The sequence below is a fragment of the Neorhizobium sp. R1-B genome, from assembly GCF_004368875.1.
GTDB lineage: Bacteria > Pseudomonadota > Alphaproteobacteria > Rhizobiales > Rhizobiaceae > Neorhizobium > Neorhizobium huautlense.
This window is the reverse complement of record NZ_SOEM01000009.1, coordinates 1-16731: the sequence shown is the minus strand read 5'-3', so window position 1 is coordinate 16731 and position 16731 is coordinate 1. Positions and strand designations below refer to the sequence as shown.

Sequence of the window (16731 nt, the reverse complement as noted above, 5' to 3'; positions counted from 1 at the left end):
GGTTCTATCCAAAATCGATTGATACGCCGGTCAGGGCTGCGTCGCGCCGGATTGGTTCATCTGCGGCGCTGCGGGTCCGCCCGGAGCGCTGCCTGGCGTCGTGTGGCCTTCATGCATGTCCTGCTGGATTGGCGTCTGTGACGGCTGATGCGGCGCATCCACCCCTTCGGCAGGCTCAGGGCTGCGGGCGGGATTGCCGGTGGCGGGGAATGTGGCGCCTGGGCTTGCCGCTCCATGGGAAACCTCGCCGGCATGGCGGTTGTCATATTCGAGCCTGGAGCGGCTGTCGTGGCTTTCCGTACCGCCGCCGCCCGCCATGTCGATATGCATCATCTCGCTCATGCACATCTGGCCGGGGCGCGCGCACATGTTGAGGATAGCGTTGAAGAGCCCATCCTCGACGCTGGCAAAATAGCGGACCGGCTCCTTGGCGCTCGGCTTTTCGAGCTTCAGGTAGGCATCGCGACTGAGAGCGGTGCCCTGCGTCTTTACCCGCGCGACCCATTCATCGAAGCCTGCCTGCTGCAGACCATGAAACTTGAAGCGCATGTGGGAAAAGCCGTCGCCGCTATAGTTGCTGGAAAGGCCGTCGTACGCGCCTTCCTTGTTGATGACGGCGTGCAACCTGGTCTGCATGCCCGGCATCGCGTAGATCATCCCGGCAAGCGCGGGAACGTAGAACGAGTTCATCACCGACGATGCCGTGATCTTGAAGTTGATCGGCACGTCGACGGGCGCTGCCATCTCGTTGACCGTCGCGATCCCGTAGTCCGGGTAAAAAAACAGCCACTTCCAGTCGAGCGCTACGACCTCGACCGTAAGCGGCTTTGTCTCGGCAGGTATGGCGCGTTCGGCGTCAAGCCGATCCAGCGGCCGGTAAGGGTCGAGCTTGTGGGTGCTGATCCAGGTGACTGCGCCGAGCGCGATGATGATGGCCAGAGGCGCGGACCAGATGACGACTTCGAGCCGTGTCGAATGATGCCATTCCGGATCGTATGGGGCGCTCTCATTGGAGTGGCGGTACCGCCAGGCGAAAAACAGCGTCAGGATGATAACGGGCACGATGATCAGCAACATCAGCACGGTCGAAACCACGATCAGGTCCCGCTGCTGAGCGGCGATATCGCCCGAAGGCGACATGACCACCAGGTTGCATCCGGTGAGAGCCAGGACAGGCAGGAAAAGGAAGAGACGGCCGACGAACTTGGAAAGACTTTGCATCTCGGGCTCGAAATTTGCGTTTTGTCTAGTTGGACTAATCGCGACGAGGCACGGTCGGGAATGAGGTCGTTCGTCGCAGTGCAGCAATTTGTCGCAAAGCAGCGGCCAAACCTTTCGGCCTGATCAGCAGTTCCTGAGGCCGAACCCTAAGGAATTGCCGATGCCCGCCTGACGACATCTAGGACGCAATGCCGCTCCGGCTAGAGGCCGCGGCTCTTAAGACGCTTCAAGCTTTTTCGCCGACTGTTCTTGATCTCGCCGGCGGTTTGATCAACATTTCCCGTGTGAGGCGGAGTCACGCCAGGAGGAAAGCATGGACACGGTCGTCAATCCCACATCGTCTGGCATGGAACGGGATGCCCGCCGGATTCACGACGACAAGCCGATATCGGCGGGCAGCATCGCCATCGGTGTGATCATCGGTCGCATGTCGGAGTTCTTCGATTTTTTCGTCTACGGCCTCGGTTCCGTCCTCGTTTTTCCCAAGCTTATCTTTCCCTTCGCTCCCGATCCGGTAACGGCAACGCTGATGTCGTTTGCGATCTTTCCGCTCGCCTTCATGGCGCGGCCGGTCGGATCCTTCGTGTTCATGTGGATCGATCGGAACTACGGGCGCGGCACAAAGCTGACGATTGCGCTCTTTATTCTGGGCGGATCGACCGCGTCGATCGCTTTCCTGCCAGGATATGAAACCATCGGTTATTGGGCGGTGGCGCTTCTGGCGCTCTTCCGTCTCGGCCAGGGATTTGCGCTTGGCGGCGCCTGGGATGGTCTGGCTTCCCTCCTCAACCTCAACGCGCCTCCCAACCACCGCGGCTGGTATGCGATGATCCCGCAACTTGGAGCGCCCATCGGCTTTGCGCTGGCGAGCATCCTGTTCGGCTATTTCGTCGCCAATCTTTCGGAAGCCGACTTCCTGGCCTGGGGCTGGCGTTACCCGTTCTTCGTCGCTTTCGCGATCAACGTCGTGGCGCTTTTTGCCCGGTTGCGGATCGTGGCGAGCAAGGAGTTCGGCTCGGCGCTGGAGGCCAATGAACTGCAGCCGCGGCCCGTCTTCGAAATGCTCGGCAAACACGCCCACGACGTCGTGCTCGGCGCCTTCGTTCCGCTCGCGAGCTTTGCCATGTTTCACTTGGTGACGATTTTCCCGCTGAGCTGGGTGACGCTTTACGGCGGCCAGTCGGCGGCCGAATTCCTGTGGGTTCAGGTAGCCGGGGCGGCTGTCGGGATCATCGGCATCGTCCTGTCAGGGGTGCTTGCCGACCGTATCGGCCGCCGCGGCCAGCTGATGGCGGGCGCGGTGATCATCGCGATCTTCTCGTTCTCGGCGCCCTTCCTGCTCGACGCAGGGGGCAAGGGACAGGATGCCTTCATCATCATCGGCTTCGGTATCCTGGGCCTGTCCTTCGGCCAGGCCTCCGGCGCCGTTTCCTCTCGTTTCAGCCAGTATTACCGCTATACCGGCGCGGCACTAACGTCAGACCTTGCCTGGCTGGTGGGGGCCGGGTTCGCACCCCTGGTGGCGCTCGGCCTTGCCAGCAATTTCGGCATCATCTTCATCGGCGGATATCTGATTTCGGGCGCCATTTGCACGATCGCAGCGCTCAGCCTCAGCCGGGTTCTGGATCAGAGCGGCGAGCCCGGACGGTCGTAGCCCGTCCAGTTACCTTCTCCCCGCCGTGGAGAAGGTGTTTCGAAGAGCCGGAGAATAGGCTTCAGGCAGCCTTCCTGGCCAGTATCGGCCGGGTGGCGGCGGCCTTTTCGACCATGGTGGTGACCTCCGCGCGACGGGCGCCGGCCAAGGTCATCCTCGGCATGCGGACGCGTTCCGACCCGCGGCCCATGATCTGCTCTGCAAGCTTGATCGATTGAACGAGGTCATGTTCGGCATCGAGATGCAGAAGCGGCATGAACCAGCGATAGATGCGGCGGGCCTCCTCCCAATCGCCGCGGGCTGCCGCAGCCACGAGCGCCACCGATTCCTGCGGGAAGGCGCTGGTAAGGCCTGATACCCAGCCCTTGGCGCCGAGCAGCAAGCCCTCAAGCGCCACATCGTCAAGCCCGGCGAAGATATCGAACCGGTCGCCAAAGGCATTGATCAGGTCGGTGAAGCGGCGGGGGTCCGGCGCGCTTTCCTTGACGGCTTTGATGTTTGCCACGCCTTCGAGCTCGCGCAGCACCTCGTTGGTGATGTTGACGCGGTAGGCTGGGGGATTGTTGTAGAGCATGATCGGCAGGGACGTGGCCGCGGCAACTGCCTTGAAATGCGCGACCAGTTCCTCCGGCTTCGGCACATAGACCATGGCCGGCAGAACCATGAGGCCGTCGGCGCCTAGTTTTTCCGCGTCCCGGGCGTAAGCCACGGCGCGACGGGTGTCGAATTCGGAAACGCCAGTGATCACCGGCACACGCCCATTGACGACCTCCACGGCCGCCTTGAGGATCGTGCGCTTCTCTTCCGGATCGAGGGAATTGTTTTCACCGCAGGTGCCCATGACGATGAGCCCGTTGACGCCATCGCGCACGAGCGCATCCTGCACGCCCTGCGTGGCGTCGATATCGATCGAGAAATCCTCGTTGAACTGTGTCGTCACGGCAGGAAAAACGCCGCTCCAGCCTGTGGTCATTGTCAAGCACTCCTATGGTTGTCGGATCCGTTGCTGCCGGTGAAGCGGTCAGGCAAAGGGTTCGGTCGGGCTCATTGCCGGTTGGGTAAACCATTCCGGGCCGGTTGGGGTCATGTGGATATGGTCTTCGAGACGTATGCCGAAGCGCCCCGGAAAAACGATCATCGGCTCGTTCGAAAAGCACATGCCGGGTTCGAGCACGGTGGGGTTGCCGCGTACGACATAGGGCTCCTCGTGGATTTCCATGCCAAGGCCGTGGCCTGCCCTATGCGGAAGTCCGGGAAGCGCATAATCCGGGCCGAGGCCGTGCCTGGACAAAACGCGGCGCGCCGCATCGTCAAGACTGCCGCAGGTCGCGCCAGGGCGACAAGCTTCGAAGACGGCCTGTTGCGCTTCGCGCTCGATTGACCAGGCGGACGTAAATTCCGTCGTGGGCTCTTCCATCACATAGGTGCGGGTGAGGTCGGAATGGTAGCCGTCGATCCGGCAGCCGGTGTCGACCAGCACGACGTCGCCCGGCTGATAGATCTGATCACCGTCAGCCCCGTGGGGCAGGGACGTCGCGAGACCGAAGGACACGATACAGAAGCTGGAGCCGCTGGCGCCAAGCGCGCGATGCTGCTCGTCGATATGACGCACGACCTCGGATGCCGTGATGCCCGGCTTGATGATCGCATGCGCCCGGCGATGCACCTCCAGCGTCAGATCCATCGCATATTGGATGATGGCAATTTCTGTATCCGACTTTCGAAGCCGCATGTCGCGGATCAGCCGGCTTCCATCAACGAGCCGATCGGCGCTCAAGGTGGCGGCGAGCTGGTGATAGACGAAAAGAGGCAAGGCGTCGTCGAGAGCGAGCTTTGCGCCAGGCGGCAGGAGTGACGCGACCAGGGCCGCGCTGCTTTCGTCTTCCTGCCAAAGGGCGATTTCGCCCGGCAGATGCGGCAGGCTTGCTATCCGGCTTTCTTCAAAACCCGGTGCGATATAGGTGACCGCGTTCGGTGTCACCAGCGCGCCGACGAGCCGCTCGCTTGGGTGCCAGACCAAACCGGTAAAGTAACGAAGGCTCTCCGTCGAGCCGAGCAGCAGTCCCCCCAGTTGTCTTTCTCCCAGCGAAGCCTGCAGCAGCGAAAGCCGCCGGCGGCGTTCATCATCTGTGATCTTCGGGACAGGGTGAGACCAGGACATGTCGGATTCCTTGCTTGCCCGGACGTTATACCTCTCTGTATTTAGTTTGTCGACAGTAATTTAGGGTGCGACATCGGTCTTCAGACGGGCTTTTCCAGATCGAGAGGATCACCCAGGTCGCGGGCAAGATAATCCTGGATCTGCTTGACGATCTGGGCGGCATGCTGAATGGCAAGATCATCGGCCTGTCCGGCGTCGCGGGCCTCGATCGCCGCGATGATCTTTTCATGTTCCTCGACATATTGGCGCGGCAGGCGATCGTCGAATGTCCGGTAATAAAGCCGCAGGATCCGCCGCCCCTCATCGAGAAGCCGCGCGAAGAAGGAGGTATAGTACGCATTGCCGGCAAGCTCGGCGATGGCGACGTGGAATTCGCGGTTCGCCTCGATCATCCGCAAGGCGTCCTGCGCCTCGACGGCCGCGGCGAACTCCGTCTGGCGGGCACGAATGACCTTCATTGCCTCCGGCTCCGACCGCATCGCTGCCCCGCGGGTGGTAACTCTGTACATCAATGTCAGCGCATCGAAATAGCCAGGAAGCGACGCGAAATCGATCGGTGAAACGATGGTATTGCGGTTGGGAAGCGTGGTGATGAGGCCTTCGGCAGAAAGACGCAGGAGCGCTTCCCGCACGGGAGTGCGCGACATCCCGAAGCGCTCCGAGAGCCGCACCTCGTCGAGCGGACTTCCCGGCGGCAGAGCCATGGCAAGGATGTCCCGGCGCAACACCGCATAAACGCTCTGGGTGCCGGAGCCGCGGGGACGGGGAGGCTCGTTCTCGTCCGGCTCTATCCTTGCCATGATGTCGCAATTCCTTGTCTGATGTTTGATAACACGCGACCGGCCACTTGTTGTCCCGCCACAATGGCTCCCTCGATATAGCCCGGGAAAGAGGGGGAGAGCTCAGAAGATGCAAAATAGACGGGCGGTGCGCCGCGGTTGAGAAGATCCTCGGCGTCTGCGGCATCGAGATCGACGATGACGTCGCTATAGGCGCCGCCGCTCCAGGGATCGGCAACCCAATCGCGGATATGGATCTCTTGAGGATGCCCTGCTTCCGGACCGAACGCGTCGGCAAGCAGGCCGAGGATAAAGGCCTGCAGTTCTTCGCGAGACCTGCCGTGCCAATCCGCAGCCAGGGGACCACCGATGAAGACAACCAACCCCGCATGCTCCCCATGGCTTGCATCACAGGCATAGAGGCCTTGCGGTTCCTGCCACAACACCGACCCGTTCAGCGCATGGGCGCGCCAGAACGGTCGAGCATAAGTCACGTGGACCTTTATCGCGTCGCCGGCGCCCCAGGCCGCAAGTGCCCGGTTCAGGGGCGCCGGGAGAGCCGGCGAGAACGACAGCCGGCGGATCATGCTCGGCGGCAGGGCGAGGATGAGTTTGCGCGCGGAAAGACGCTCCTGCTCCACTTTCACCGTGACACCATCGGGGGAGCGATCCACATGAGTGACACAGGCATTAAGCCGCAGCCGATGATCCAGGCTGGCGGCAATACGTTCGGCCAGCCCGTGCATGGTTCCGGCGAGGAACATCTCCAATTCCGAATGGGTATTGGTTATCCGCCGATCGTTCGACGCGAGGTAGGTGAAGGAGATTTCATCCGGAGACCGGCACCAGAGGCCTTTGACGAGCCGCAGAAAGCCTTGCGCAACATTTGCAGGAATGTCCTGCCGTGCAACCCAGGCGGCAACGGTCAGCCCGGCGAGGTCCGGATCCTTGGGATCCGCTGCGATCATCCGCTCCCGAAGCGCATCGACCCGCTGCCACAGGTCACGGCCTTCGGCAGGTGAAACGGGGGGACGGAAAACGGTTTCCCCATCGGCATAGGCCATCACCGGTATCGTGCCATGGGTCTCAATAAGCGCCATCAATTGCGGCATGTCCCGGCAGAAGAACTGTCCGCCGGTGTCGACCCGTCTGCCGTTCGCAAGGATGGCGGATTCGACCTTTCCGCCGACCCGGCTGCGTGCTTCGAGCAGGAGCACGTCGAGGCCCGCTTTGGCCAGTTCCGATGCGGCGACAAGGCCGGTAAAACCTGCGCCGACAATGATGACGTCCCGTTCCGGCATACGCTTCCCCGCTGCCACTGTCTCCGTCAGCCATTAGCGGAAGAGGGCCGTCACGTCCATTCGTCCGAGGTGCCGGGGAAGAGCCCTCGTCGGATGCCCGACTTCGATGACCCCTCGACTACGCTTTTGCACGCTGGAGCATGCCGAAGAGGTCTCGCGGATCGTCCGGATCCGCGATGATGTCGATCTCCTGGTAAAAATCGGTTCGCCGAAGCCTTTCGCGAACGTAGCGGAGGGCGGAGAAATCTTCGATGGCAAAACCGACGCTGTCAAAGAGGGTAATCTGGCGGTCGTCGCGCCGTCCAGGAGTTAGGCCGGTGATGACCTGCCAAAGCTCGGTTACGGGGTAGTCAGGCGCCATTTGCTGAATTTCACCCTCGATTCGCGTCTGCGGCGGATATTCCACAAAGGTATCGGCACGCAGAAGGATGTCGCGGTGAAGCTCTGTCTTTCCAGGGCAGTCGCCGCCGATTGCATTGATATGCACACCGGCGCCAACCATATTGTCCGTCAGGATGGTTGCGAACTGCTTGTCCGCGGTGCAGGTCGTGATGATCTCCGCCCCTTCGATGGCAGCCTGCGAGGAATGGCAGCCGGTGACGGACAATCCCGAGCCAGCAAGGTTGCGGATTGTCTTTTCGGTCGCTGCCGGATCGATGTCGTAAAGGCGGACGTGCTCGATGCCGAGCACCGCTTTCATCGCCAATGCCTGGAACTCCGCTTGCGCACCATTGCCGATCAGCGCCATCGTCCTGGCGCCGTTGCGCGCAAGATGGCGTGCTGCCATGGCAGACGTTGCGGCCGTGCGCAAAGCGGTCAGCAATGTCATCTCCGTCAGGAGCACGGGGTAACCGGTCGAGACTTCCGCCAGCAGACCGAAGGCGGTCACCGTCTGAAGCCCGTGGGCCATGTTTTTCGGATGTCCGTTGACATATTTGAAGCTGTAGATCTCGCCGTCGGAGGTCGGCATCAATTCGATGACGCCTTCACGCGAATGGGACGCGACGCGCGGCGTCTTGTCGAACGCCCCCCATCGGCGGAAGTCGTCCTCGATAACGCCTGCCAGTTCCTCAAGGAAGGCCTCGACACCGATGTGATGCACGAGCCGCATCATGTTTTCGACGCTGACGAAGGGGATAAGGGCTTTTTGGGAAGGGGCCTGCAGCACATCTGTCTCCTTGGTACTCTCGGCAAGGATACCAGCCCGCCGCTCTCCGCTAAATGCCAAAGCTGTGTTGCATCGGTCAGCATTTTGGACAAATTGACCAGTCAGGTTGCCAAGTTTGCGAAGAAGGTTCGTTATGGAGAGTGCCAAATATATTCCCGACGATCTCGACCGGCGGATTATCGCGCATTTGCGGGCGGACGGCCGGGCCTCGCTATCGAGGCTTTCGAAGGCTCTTGGCGTTGCCCGAGGTACCGTGCAGAACCGCCTCGACCGGCTGATGGAAACCGGAACACTGCTTGGCTTCACCGTGCGGGTGAGGGAGGATTACGATGCGCAATCCGTGCGGGCGGTGATGATGATCGAGGTAGTGGGCAAGTCCACCACCCAGGTTATTCGCAGGCTCCGCGGCATCGCCGAAATCTATTCGCTCCATACCACCAATGGCAATTGGGATCTCGTGGCCAATATCCGTGCATCCAGCCTTTCGGATTTCGATCGCGTGCTGCGCGAGGTGCGCATGATCGATGGCGTGTCGAATAGCGAAACCAGTCTGCTGCTCAGCTCGGTCTAAGCCAGACGGTTGTCGGCCTTGCCCGAACCACTGGTTGTGAAGAAACCTAGCACGGGAAACGAGAGCGGCCCAGAACACCTTGCTCTTCTAGTTTTCGTCGTTCATCGCGGCTCGTAAAATTGCATTGATGCGGTCTTGCCAACCGGGGCCGGCCGACTGGAAATATGCCAGCACTTTGCTGTCGAGCTTGAGGGTAACGAGTTCCCTGGCATTCGGCAGTACTGGCTGTTCGACAGGTGCCGCTGCCGGCTTCTTGGCCGGGCTGAACAGCGCTTCGGCGGCGTCACGCGGATTGGCGGCTCGTCTCGGCGTCTTCATGGATTCGTCCTTGGTTGGTCAATGCCACGCGGCCAGACACGCCTTTAGCATTGAAGAGCCGCACTATCTTGAAAATCATCAGCGGGTTCCGGACCTACCTGCCGAAACCGGCGAGACTGATGACGCTGAAGATTGGATCATCGATTATCTTTCGACCGCGCATCGGCGACCGTCGCCCTTCCTGTATCACCGCAAGCATAGGATTGATACGGAGAAGTGCCGAATGGGTACCGTTTCCGCCCGATGAAGCACTAGGCATATCCCACGAGTTCCAACTCAGACGTACGCTAGGCATCGCCTCTAGCCATTGAACTTCTTAATAAAAAGACAGAATCCAGATTTCGGGAGGTGGCTGCGATTGAACTCTTGATTGGAGACGCCCTGAATTTACAGCTTTTTCGGCCATTTCTGAGAGGCGTGCATCACTGTAAGAATCTCGATGTCGTGCCGAAGGCGATAGGGGATGATGTAGGGAATGTCGGGCAATGCGAGTTCGCGCGTCCCGGTGATGCGACCGATGCGCCCAGCGGCCGGAAGCTCTGCCAGCAAATCTACAGCAGCGACGAGCCGGCTAACCACTCGTCCAGCGGCATTCGGGTCGTCTTTCTCAATATAGGCACCGATCTGATCGAGTCGCCGCAACGCTCGCACGGTCCAGCGGATGCGCCGCTGCGTCATGACTAAGATGTCGTCTTTAGATATTTACCGACCACGCGAACCACGTCGTCGTCACTGGCGAATTCGCCACGTTCCGCCTCTGCAATGCCGTCTTCAATTTCCGCTAGCTGCCATTCTTCGCGTGAAACGAAATCTTCAATGGCTTGTGCGGCCATGTAAGAGCGGGAGCGGTCTAGCTTTTGAGCAATCTGGTTCAGCCGGTCGGCCACTTCGTCTGGAACGCGGATGGTAAATGCAGTCATGAAAACCTCGCCTCTTGTTCGCTTTGATTATCTTTGAACCATACTGGTGCGTCAAGGTTCAAGAGGCGTCTGCCGCCGGTTGCTTAATTGCGAAACTGCGAGGTGGTTGATTCGAATCCTTTCACATCAGGTCTTTTGTCAATTGTTCATCCCAGTGGCATCGAATTTCTCCTTGGTAAGCGGATCCGCGGTTTGAGCCCATAGTAATTACCGGCCCGGTTCTCGGGCCTATATAACCTCACATCCGGTCGCCGCTCTTAGCGGCAGCACCATTATCCCGCATTCGACGGGCTCGGGGCTCAGGAGAACGGGACCAAACTCAAGATCGGCATTTGAAAGCCAAAAGGATTCCCGGTCCGTTCACCTGGATCCGTCAGGACTGATCAGGCCCTGAGGATTCGAGTCTTCGTATCACAGGCATTTCCGGCTTCAGGCGGTTTTCATGATTGCACCTTCGATCACGACGCCGGAGGTCACATACTTCCAGAGAGCCACAAGCAGCTTACGCGCGAGCGCCACGATCATCGGCGTCTTCAAGCGGCCGGCGTTCCGAGCGATACGATCCTTGAACCATAACGTCAGCGTCGATTTCGGTTGATGTCGCAACCATAGCCAAGCAAGTTCGACCATGGTGGCTCGCAAACGCGGATTTCCCGCCTTGGATACACCCTGTTCGCGGTTGACGTTGCCGCTTTGCCAAGGGGAGGGCGCAAGGCCTGCGTACGACGCGATTTGGCGGCGGTTGTCGAAGTGTCGGGAAAAGCCGTTCCGTGTAAAGTATCGTAGCGAACTCTGGTCCTATTCCTTTGATGCTCAAAAGAGCGGTCGCTTCCTTGGGTGTTTCCGACGTCTCGCGGACGATCAAGGCATCTCTCTCTGCCTCCACGGCGTTGATTTGTGCGAGCAACAATTCGAGGCGATCGAGTTCTCTACAGATTTCGGCCCTCAGATGTTTCGACAGCGGACGACCGTCGCCAGTTCGAAGCCCGCCCAGACGCTGGCGGCGATCCCGATTGACGGGTTCATACTCCCGAATTCCTTGTGCGAAGAGCAGTCCCTTTATGCGGTTGACGTGGAAGACTCGCTCGGCAATCAGCGTTTTCCGCTCTCGCCCAATCCGTCGGTTGTCGTCTTCCTCGGGTGTCAGAAGCTTGACCATTGAGCATGCGCGCGGCTCGCCGCGTTTCCATGCAATCAAAGCACGGATCAGCGTTTCGCCATCAATGCGATCCGTCTTCGCTCGGCGATGTCGGCGCGGCATTGCAATCGATGCAGCCTCTAGGATTTGGCTTTCTATCCAGGCTTCCTTGCTCAACACCCGCCCAAGCCAGAAGCCATCCAGCCCGGCCTCTTGAATCACCACCATTGGGTAAAGCGTGTTCTTTCGCCGTTTGGCCTTCTCGCGAAGCTCGCCAAAACACGAGAACAGGGCAGAATATCGCCTCCGGTGATGGTATAGCGGGACATCTTCTCGCTGCATGGTGACAGAGCCGTCACCAGCCAGGTTGATTTACTCAATTCCAACGAGACGAAAATTGCGCCAAGATCGACGAGAGTAGCGGTTTGCGCTTGAGTTTGATCTGTTGTCATCGGCATGGTTGGCCTCCAGAGAGCTTTCTAGCGACCTCACTCTGCCACCGTGCAGGCCGCTACTCACCCCTGATGGGATCTCGAGGCGGAGACGACGATATCAGCTCGGATGCAAGCTGGGGTCACATCCTAGCCGAGTGTTTCCTTCGATGTTACGCAGCTTCCCGGACTTGATTGAGAAATCTTTGCGGCGAGAGCGGCCTTGTCCTGCGGCAGGAAGCGACCGTGATGCTGCTGCACCACGTCCCGCGTATCTTGGATGGCGTAGCTTGCCTGTTCATAGGAGCCAGCCTGTTTCAGGATATGTGTCGCTAGAACGTCCCTTAGGTTATGCGGCCCATGCGGCAAGAGGCCCTTAGTCGCGCCGCGTCCTGTATGGAGTTGTAGATTCCGTACCTCTGGATGACGTTTCTCCTGCCTCATAGAAGGTGGTGGCGCCAAGCAGCGGAAATGGAAACTGCGAACGGGTCTGCTTGATGGCAGCGATCACGAGACCGCTTTCGCGCGTCTGCACCGGCACGCACTCGGTCCAGCCCGTGGTGATATCGGTCAGCACCATCGTCTGCGCGAAGCTGCCGGAGGAAGAGGTACCCGAATGAGCCACGAAATCGACCTCGACGTAACCGGGCAACGGATCGTTCCAGTCCCCGAAAGTGCGCACCGGGACCGACCGGCGAACTGCGGAACTCATTCCGGCACGCCGACGCTGGCCACCGCGAGCCACCACACGTACCTCTGACAGCAACCGATCCATCGTCGCTGCACTGACCATTAGCAGTTTGTCGCGAAGCTCGCTGTTCAGCTCGAGCCGGCCGTGACGCTCAAGGGCGGGCAGTAAAATCGGAATCAGCGCCTTCAATCGTTTCGAGCAGAGACGATCGGACGCTTCCCATAGAGCCACCAGCACTTCCCTGACGTCGGGACCCATTCTGGACAACATACTGCCGAGCGGAAGGCGGCTCGGACCCACGATGGCGGAGCACTCTGATCGCACGCTTGCGGTGGTAGCCGGTAACCGCGACGAACTCATCTAGGATTCTATGCTTGTCCGCCCGACAGCTCAATTGATAGCGCTCAATGATTGCCTCAATCAGTTTGTCCGTGTCCCGTGGTCCAGCCCGAGGGGTTCACTCCAAAACGGGCTCAGTTCCGCGTGAAAACCAACAAGCTTTATCTTGATGCTCAGAACACGTAGGCAAGATTTGGGCCAAATCCTTTAACCTGACAAGACAGACCTATGGTCTCCCTCGTGGTGATTAACGGCGTCACCATCGCCCGTTCGTATCTGCCTGCTTTATGCAATTGGCTAGGAGCAGACTCCGACTAAGGTCTGGTGTCTATGACGCGCCGTGCCAATACTGGTGAGTGCACCTCCGTACAAGCGTTGCCAATTTGCTCCGCCATGCTCGGGTATGAACTCGATTCCAGCAACTTCCAATGCTGCTCGTAATGCCTTCGGGTTCGCGTTTGTTAAGGATGTGGCGTTGTGCGATCTGCACGTTCGCCAGAAGTGTCGGGCGTAGCTGGGATCAGGTTCTCGTCAGCGAGTGCCAGGCCCCACCTGTTCATGTTTAATAGGATGGGCTCAAGCGATCTTCCCAGTGGGGTGAGTTCGTAAACTACTCGAGGAGGTGTTTCCGCGTATGCCGTTCGAGTGACCATGCCGCTGTCCTCGAAGCGCTTGAGGCGATGGGTGAGAGTATGCGCGCTGATGCCTTTTAATCGCCTCCTGAGTTCGGTGAACCGATGCGATCCCTGAAGGAGTTCCCGGATAATCAGAGTTGCCCAAGGACCGTCAAGCAAGAGCAGGAAACGTTCGACCCCACAATCTGAAATCTTATCCCGGCGCACAAAAATCTCCATTAACGGAATTACGTTGATGCATTTAATGCACCGATAGTACTAGCACCCCAATAGGAAAATCTAGTGCCTTCTGTTATTCACGGTGCGACAGGCGCCCAGCAGCCTTCTGGGAAGCAGCGAACACAGGTGGTCAATGCCCCGCGTTCGCATTGGGCGAATTGGGTATCATCGATGCCCCCGGCTGGGAAAGGTCGGATATGCATCGGCTGACCACGATCCTTCACCGCCGCTACAGAAATGCCTCTGGTGCCAGACCCCGGCGGTATCAAATGGCTTTGCCGTCTGGCCGGGAATTACGCCGAGACAATATTCGAAAGAGCGGATGTCGCATCTCGAAGATGGAGAACCCCCGAAGTTTGTTATCTCAACGGCAGTTCTCCGTTGCGCCCGAAAAGTGAGCGGGGACAGCCTTGGCTAAGGACGCTGCTTGCCCGGCGCTCGTTCAAGGTGGCGCATAGGCGCGCCACGTTAGGGTTCAGGAATTAAGTGGTGGGACAACGCCCAACTCAGTAAGAATGGTCAGGACTTCGAATTGCTCCCAGTGGCCGGTCACTCTGCCGTCACGCAGCGTGTAAGCCGTGATACCCTTCAACCCAAAGCGCTTGCCGGTAGCGGGGACATGAAGAAATCGGCCGACGTGCTCAACGTCTGCGCTCCATATCCCGACGACGATATCGCCTTCCTCCACAAGCCGCTCGATTTTGTAGTTCTGGCGGAAAGCGGCATTGATGAAGCCTACTGTAGCCGCAAACCCAGCCTTATCAGGCGTCGAACCGAAAACGGGTGAGTGATCGAGAAAGTCTTCCGACAGTCGCTCCGTGACAATTTTCGCCGCTATCGACGGATCGTTGACATTATAGAATCCGGAGAAGAGTTCCGTTCCCCACGGGTTGATGCTCATGATGGGCTCCTTATGCCGATGGTTAGTTCACGACGGCTTGTCAGTGCAATACAAGCACCAGTTACGTCAAATGCACTATTGGACTGGTGGAAAAATATGTGCATCGGCGGCTGTAGTTCGTCACGGCCCCCATACGGTTAGGAAAACTCAATGGGTTTGAATTCGATGCGCACGATGTACTAGCCCAAGTTCTGCCTGCACGAATCCTAGATTTTATCGGCAGCACGAAGGTTTGGAGGTGCGGGTCGAACCGGCAGGATCTGCCGGAGGCAATTTGGCTTAAGTTATGCTGCCATAGCTAGTATGCCTTGTATGGCGTCATACTGTTCCTCGGCTTCGGCAGGCGGCATGTTTCAGGAGAGCTCCAGAAGTCGTCGATGGTTGCATCAGTCGCGCCGTTCCAGGCGAACTCGACCGCCTCGAAGCTTCCTCATCTTGTTGAGCGCGAAAAAGGTGGGCTTTCCCGCTTCAATAGTTCTAATCTCTCAGCAGGCCTGTAATGATTAGCCCTGCCGAAGTGAGGATCGCACCGAGCATAACCGCGGGAGCGGCCCAACCATGCCCAAGTGATCCTTCGAGTAGGATGACGAAAGTCGGTGTAAGATACCCGTAGCCCAATACCTTCGCGGCAGGCAGACGCATTGACGCGTACTGGAGTAGTAGGAATGTGAACGCTGTGGTGACGACAGAAAGATAACCAAGGATGCCCCAAACTGATAATGGCAACGATGTTAACGGGATGGAGGCGAGTTCGCGGGCCCCTGTGGGCAGCAGCCAGGGAATAGTAAACACGGTGATCCAGAACCCAAACAACACCGGATTCTCTCCGCGCGATAGTTTCCGGAGCAGCGGCACGTAGGCACCATGGCAGATCACACCGATCAGGAAGATCAACTCTCCGCGACCGATGTCGAACGAAAGCATCGCCTGCAGATCCGCACGGAATATAACCCACACCGCCCCGACGCCTGCAACGACGAGGGCAACCAAGACGACCGGCCGAGTTCGCTGGCCGATGAATGCAAGGGCGAAACCCGCGCTGATCAGCGGCATGAGAGTGAAGACCGCGCCCGTCTGTACGGGGCTGGTGAATTCCAGCGCTATAAACATGGTGAGCATGTAGGTCGCGATGAGGCCGCCCAAGATAACAAACCGCCAGATCGCACGAGGCGGTGAGAACGGCACCCTCAGGACCCAGAAGGTGAGACCTCCCATGACCACCACAGTCATAAGGTAGCGGAGAAGCGTCAGCGACCCGGCATCAAGATGGCGAGCTGCCATCCCTCCAAATGAAAAGGATCCAGCGATGAGTGCCGCAAATAGGAGCATGGCAAGGTGAGCCCGCAGCTTTTCCAGCCCGCGGGCGTAGCTGTTGTGATCTGTAACGACGGGTGAACGGGCAGTAAGGCTCATAACCGTGATTGATACCAGACGCCTACTTTCCAATAAATAAAGCCTGGTGCTGACGCTCGTCCTCTTCGCAATGCGACTTCTGCTGGGGTGACGCGGTATTGGACGCATTGGATGAGACGCTCAGCCGGAACAGTTGGCTCGGTCTGGACAAGGATTCGCCTGGACGATCCATTCTGCCGCCCCTACCTGTACTTTTTCTGGGATATGTTTCGAGGGCATTTCGCCTCCTCCCTCATGAAAGTTCGCGTCAGCCGTGAGCGTTATTTATCATGATGTCCTCGGTGTAGCGGAAGCGCCTGGAGTGGTCGCGGTCACGCGGGTCGGGCCGTGGGATGGCCGAGATGAGCGCCTGCGTATAGGGATGATCAGGGGCGTTGCAGACCTTGTCCGCTTCGCCCACCTCGACAAGCTTGCCGCGATACATCACACCCACCCGATCGCACATGTAGCGGATGACACCGATGTCGTGGCTGATGAAGATATAGGCGAGGCCTAGTTCATCCTGCAGCCGCATCAGGAGATCGAGGACCTGGAAGCGCACGGAAACGTCGAGCGCCGAGGTCGCCTCGTCGGCCACGATGATGCGCGGATTGAGCGTGATCGCGCGGGCGATGCCGATACGCTGTCGCTGGCCTCCTGAGAAGGCATGCGGATAACGCTCGCGCGTGCTCGGATCGAGGCCGACCTGCTCCATCAGATGGCAGACCCGCTCGTCCAGAGCCTTGCCTCTTGCCATACCGTTGACGAGCAGTGGTTCGCCGATAACCTGGGAGACAGTCATGCGCGGATTGAGCGATCCGAACGGATCCTGAAAGACCATGCGCAGCTCACGCCTTGCCGCCTTCAGCTCGCCGCCACCGATTTTGGCGAG

Annotated in this window: 14 protein-coding genes and 2 pseudogenes; 2 read left to right on the top strand and 14 right to left on the bottom strand. The window is 59.1% G+C overall.

The features are described 5' to 3' along the window. Positions 1-30 precede the first annotated feature (30 nt). The gene (gene cyoA / locus EDE05_RS14255; RefSeq protein WP_112799930.1) at positions 31-1221 is read right to left on the bottom strand and encodes a ubiquinol oxidase subunit II; all 1191 of its coding nucleotides are present in this window, start codon (positions 1219-1221) and stop codon (positions 31-33) included. Positions 1222-1534: 313 nt separating this feature from the next. Here cyoA and EDE05_RS14250 point away from each other — a divergent pair, with 313 nt between their 5' ends. Then, complete coding sequence (locus tag EDE05_RS14250) at positions 1535-2875, top strand: MFS transporter (protein ID WP_134101680.1); 1341 nt, start codon at positions 1535-1537, stop codon at positions 2873-2875. A gap of 61 nt (positions 2876-2936) precedes the next feature. Here EDE05_RS14250 and EDE05_RS14245 read toward each other — a convergent pair whose 3' ends face one another. The 5 genes from EDE05_RS14245 to EDE05_RS14225 form a co-directional block, all read right to left on the bottom strand. Beyond that, positions 2937-3848, bottom strand: a complete 912-nt coding sequence (locus EDE05_RS14245; RefSeq protein WP_134101676.1) for a dihydrodipicolinate synthase family protein — start codon at positions 3846-3848, stop codon at positions 2937-2939. Positions 3849-3896: 48 nt separating this feature from the next. Then, positions 3897-5036, bottom strand: coding sequence for a Xaa-Pro peptidase family protein (locus EDE05_RS14240; RefSeq protein ID WP_134101673.1), 1140 nt, complete (start codon positions 5034-5036; stop codon positions 3897-3899). 80 nt (positions 5037-5116) lie between these two features. Then, a complete protein-coding gene (locus tag EDE05_RS14235; protein WP_134101670.1) occupies positions 5117-5836 on the bottom strand; it encodes a GntR family transcriptional regulator in 720 nt (239 codons plus the stop codon). Then, positions 5824-7116 carry an FAD-dependent oxidoreductase gene (locus EDE05_RS14230; protein WP_134101667.1) on the bottom strand — a complete coding sequence of 431 codons (1293 nt, stop codon included), beginning with the start codon at positions 7114-7116 and terminating at the stop codon, positions 5824-5826. The genes EDE05_RS14235 and EDE05_RS14230 overlap by 13 nt, the downstream gene beginning before the upstream one ends. A 118-nt stretch (positions 7117-7234) precedes the next feature. Then, positions 7235-8284 carry an ornithine cyclodeaminase gene (locus EDE05_RS14225; protein WP_281033736.1) on the bottom strand — a complete coding sequence of 350 codons (1050 nt, stop codon included), beginning with the start codon at positions 8282-8284 and terminating at the stop codon, positions 7235-7237. A 133-nt stretch (positions 8285-8417) separates the two neighbouring features. On the opposite strand from EDE05_RS14225, the gene EDE05_RS14220 reads away from it, so the two are divergent. Continuing rightward, positions 8418-8855 carry an Lrp/AsnC family transcriptional regulator gene (locus EDE05_RS14220; protein ID WP_134101664.1) on the top strand — a complete coding sequence of 146 codons (438 nt, stop codon included), beginning with the start codon at positions 8418-8420 and terminating at the stop codon, positions 8853-8855. Between the two features lie 87 nt (positions 8856-8942). Here EDE05_RS14220 and EDE05_RS14215 read toward each other — a convergent pair whose 3' ends face one another. The 8 genes and pseudogenes from EDE05_RS14215 to EDE05_RS14165 all read right to left on the bottom strand — a co-directional run. Further along, a complete protein-coding gene (locus EDE05_RS14215; protein WP_112799909.1) occupies positions 8943-9173 on the bottom strand; it encodes a BrnA antitoxin family protein in 231 nt (76 codons plus the stop codon). 387 nt (positions 9174-9560) lie between these two features. Continuing rightward, complete coding sequence (locus tag EDE05_RS14210; protein WP_134101661.1) at positions 9561-9851, bottom strand: type II toxin-antitoxin system RelE/ParE family toxin; 291 nt, start codon at positions 9849-9851, stop codon at positions 9561-9563. Between the two features lie 2 nt (positions 9852-9853). Beyond that, the gene (locus tag EDE05_RS14205) at positions 9854-10093 is read right to left on the bottom strand and encodes a CopG family ribbon-helix-helix protein (protein WP_134101658.1); all 240 of its coding nucleotides are present in this window, start codon (positions 10091-10093) and stop codon (positions 9854-9856) included. Positions 10094-10522: 429 nt separating this feature from the next. Then, a pseudogene (locus EDE05_RS14200) lies at positions 10523-11683 on the bottom strand (IS110 family transposase). 152 nt (positions 11684-11835) lie between these two features. Next, a pseudogene (locus EDE05_RS14190) lies at positions 11836-12119 on the bottom strand (hypothetical protein); the annotation flags it as partial. 1902 nt (positions 12120-14021) lie between these two features. Then, complete coding sequence (locus EDE05_RS14175) at positions 14022-14447, bottom strand: ester cyclase (RefSeq protein WP_134101646.1); 426 nt, start codon at positions 14445-14447, stop codon at positions 14022-14024. Positions 14448-14924: 477 nt separating this feature from the next. Further along, positions 14925-15860, bottom strand: a complete 936-nt coding sequence (locus EDE05_RS14170; protein WP_245519910.1) for a DMT family transporter — start codon at positions 15858-15860, stop codon at positions 14925-14927. 247 nt (positions 15861-16107) lie between these two features. After that, on the bottom strand, positions 16108-16731 hold a 624-nt coding region (locus EDE05_RS14165), incomplete at its 5' end, for an ATP-binding cassette domain-containing protein (RefSeq protein ID WP_134101643.1).

Bases quoted from the DNA above. Each gene is read 5' to 3' on its own strand.
- cyoA (WP_112799930.1), bottom strand. From the start codon at position 1,221: ATGCAAAGTCTTTCCAAGTTCGTCGGCCGTCTCTTCCTTTTCCTGCCT.
- EDE05_RS14250 (WP_134101680.1), top strand. From the start codon at position 1,535: ATGGACACGGTCGTCAATCCCACATCGTCTGGCATGGAACGGGATGCC.
- EDE05_RS14245 (WP_134101676.1), bottom strand. From the start codon at position 3,848: ATGACCACAGGCTGGAGCGGCGTTTTTCCTGCCGTGACGACACAGTTC.
- EDE05_RS14240 (WP_134101673.1), bottom strand. From the start codon at position 5,036: ATGTCCTGGTCTCACCCTGTCCCGAAGATCACAGATGATGAACGCCGC.
- EDE05_RS14235 (WP_134101670.1), bottom strand. From the start codon at position 5,836: ATGGCAAGGATAGAGCCGGACGAGAACGAGCCTCCCCGTCCCCGCGGC.
- EDE05_RS14230 (WP_134101667.1), bottom strand. From the start codon at position 7,116: ATGCCGGAACGGGACGTCATCATTGTCGGCGCAGGTTTTACCGGCCTT.
- EDE05_RS14220 (WP_134101664.1), top strand. From the start codon at position 8,418: ATGGAGAGTGCCAAATATATTCCCGACGATCTCGACCGGCGGATTATC.
- EDE05_RS14215 (WP_112799909.1), bottom strand. From the start codon at position 9,173: ATGAAGACGCCGAGACGAGCCGCCAATCCGCGTGACGCCGCCGAAGCG.
- EDE05_RS14210 (WP_134101661.1), bottom strand. From the start codon at position 9,851: ATGACGCAGCGGCGCATCCGCTGGACCGTGCGAGCGTTGCGGCGACTC.
- EDE05_RS14205 (WP_134101658.1), bottom strand. From the start codon at position 10,093: ATGACTGCATTTACCATCCGCGTTCCAGACGAAGTGGCCGACCGGCTG.
- EDE05_RS14175 (WP_134101646.1), bottom strand. From the start codon at position 14,447: ATGAGCATCAACCCGTGGGGAACGGAACTCTTCTCCGGATTCTATAAT.
- EDE05_RS14170 (WP_245519910.1), bottom strand. From the start codon at position 15,860: ATGAGCCTTACTGCCCGTTCACCCGTCGTTACAGATCACAACAGCTAC.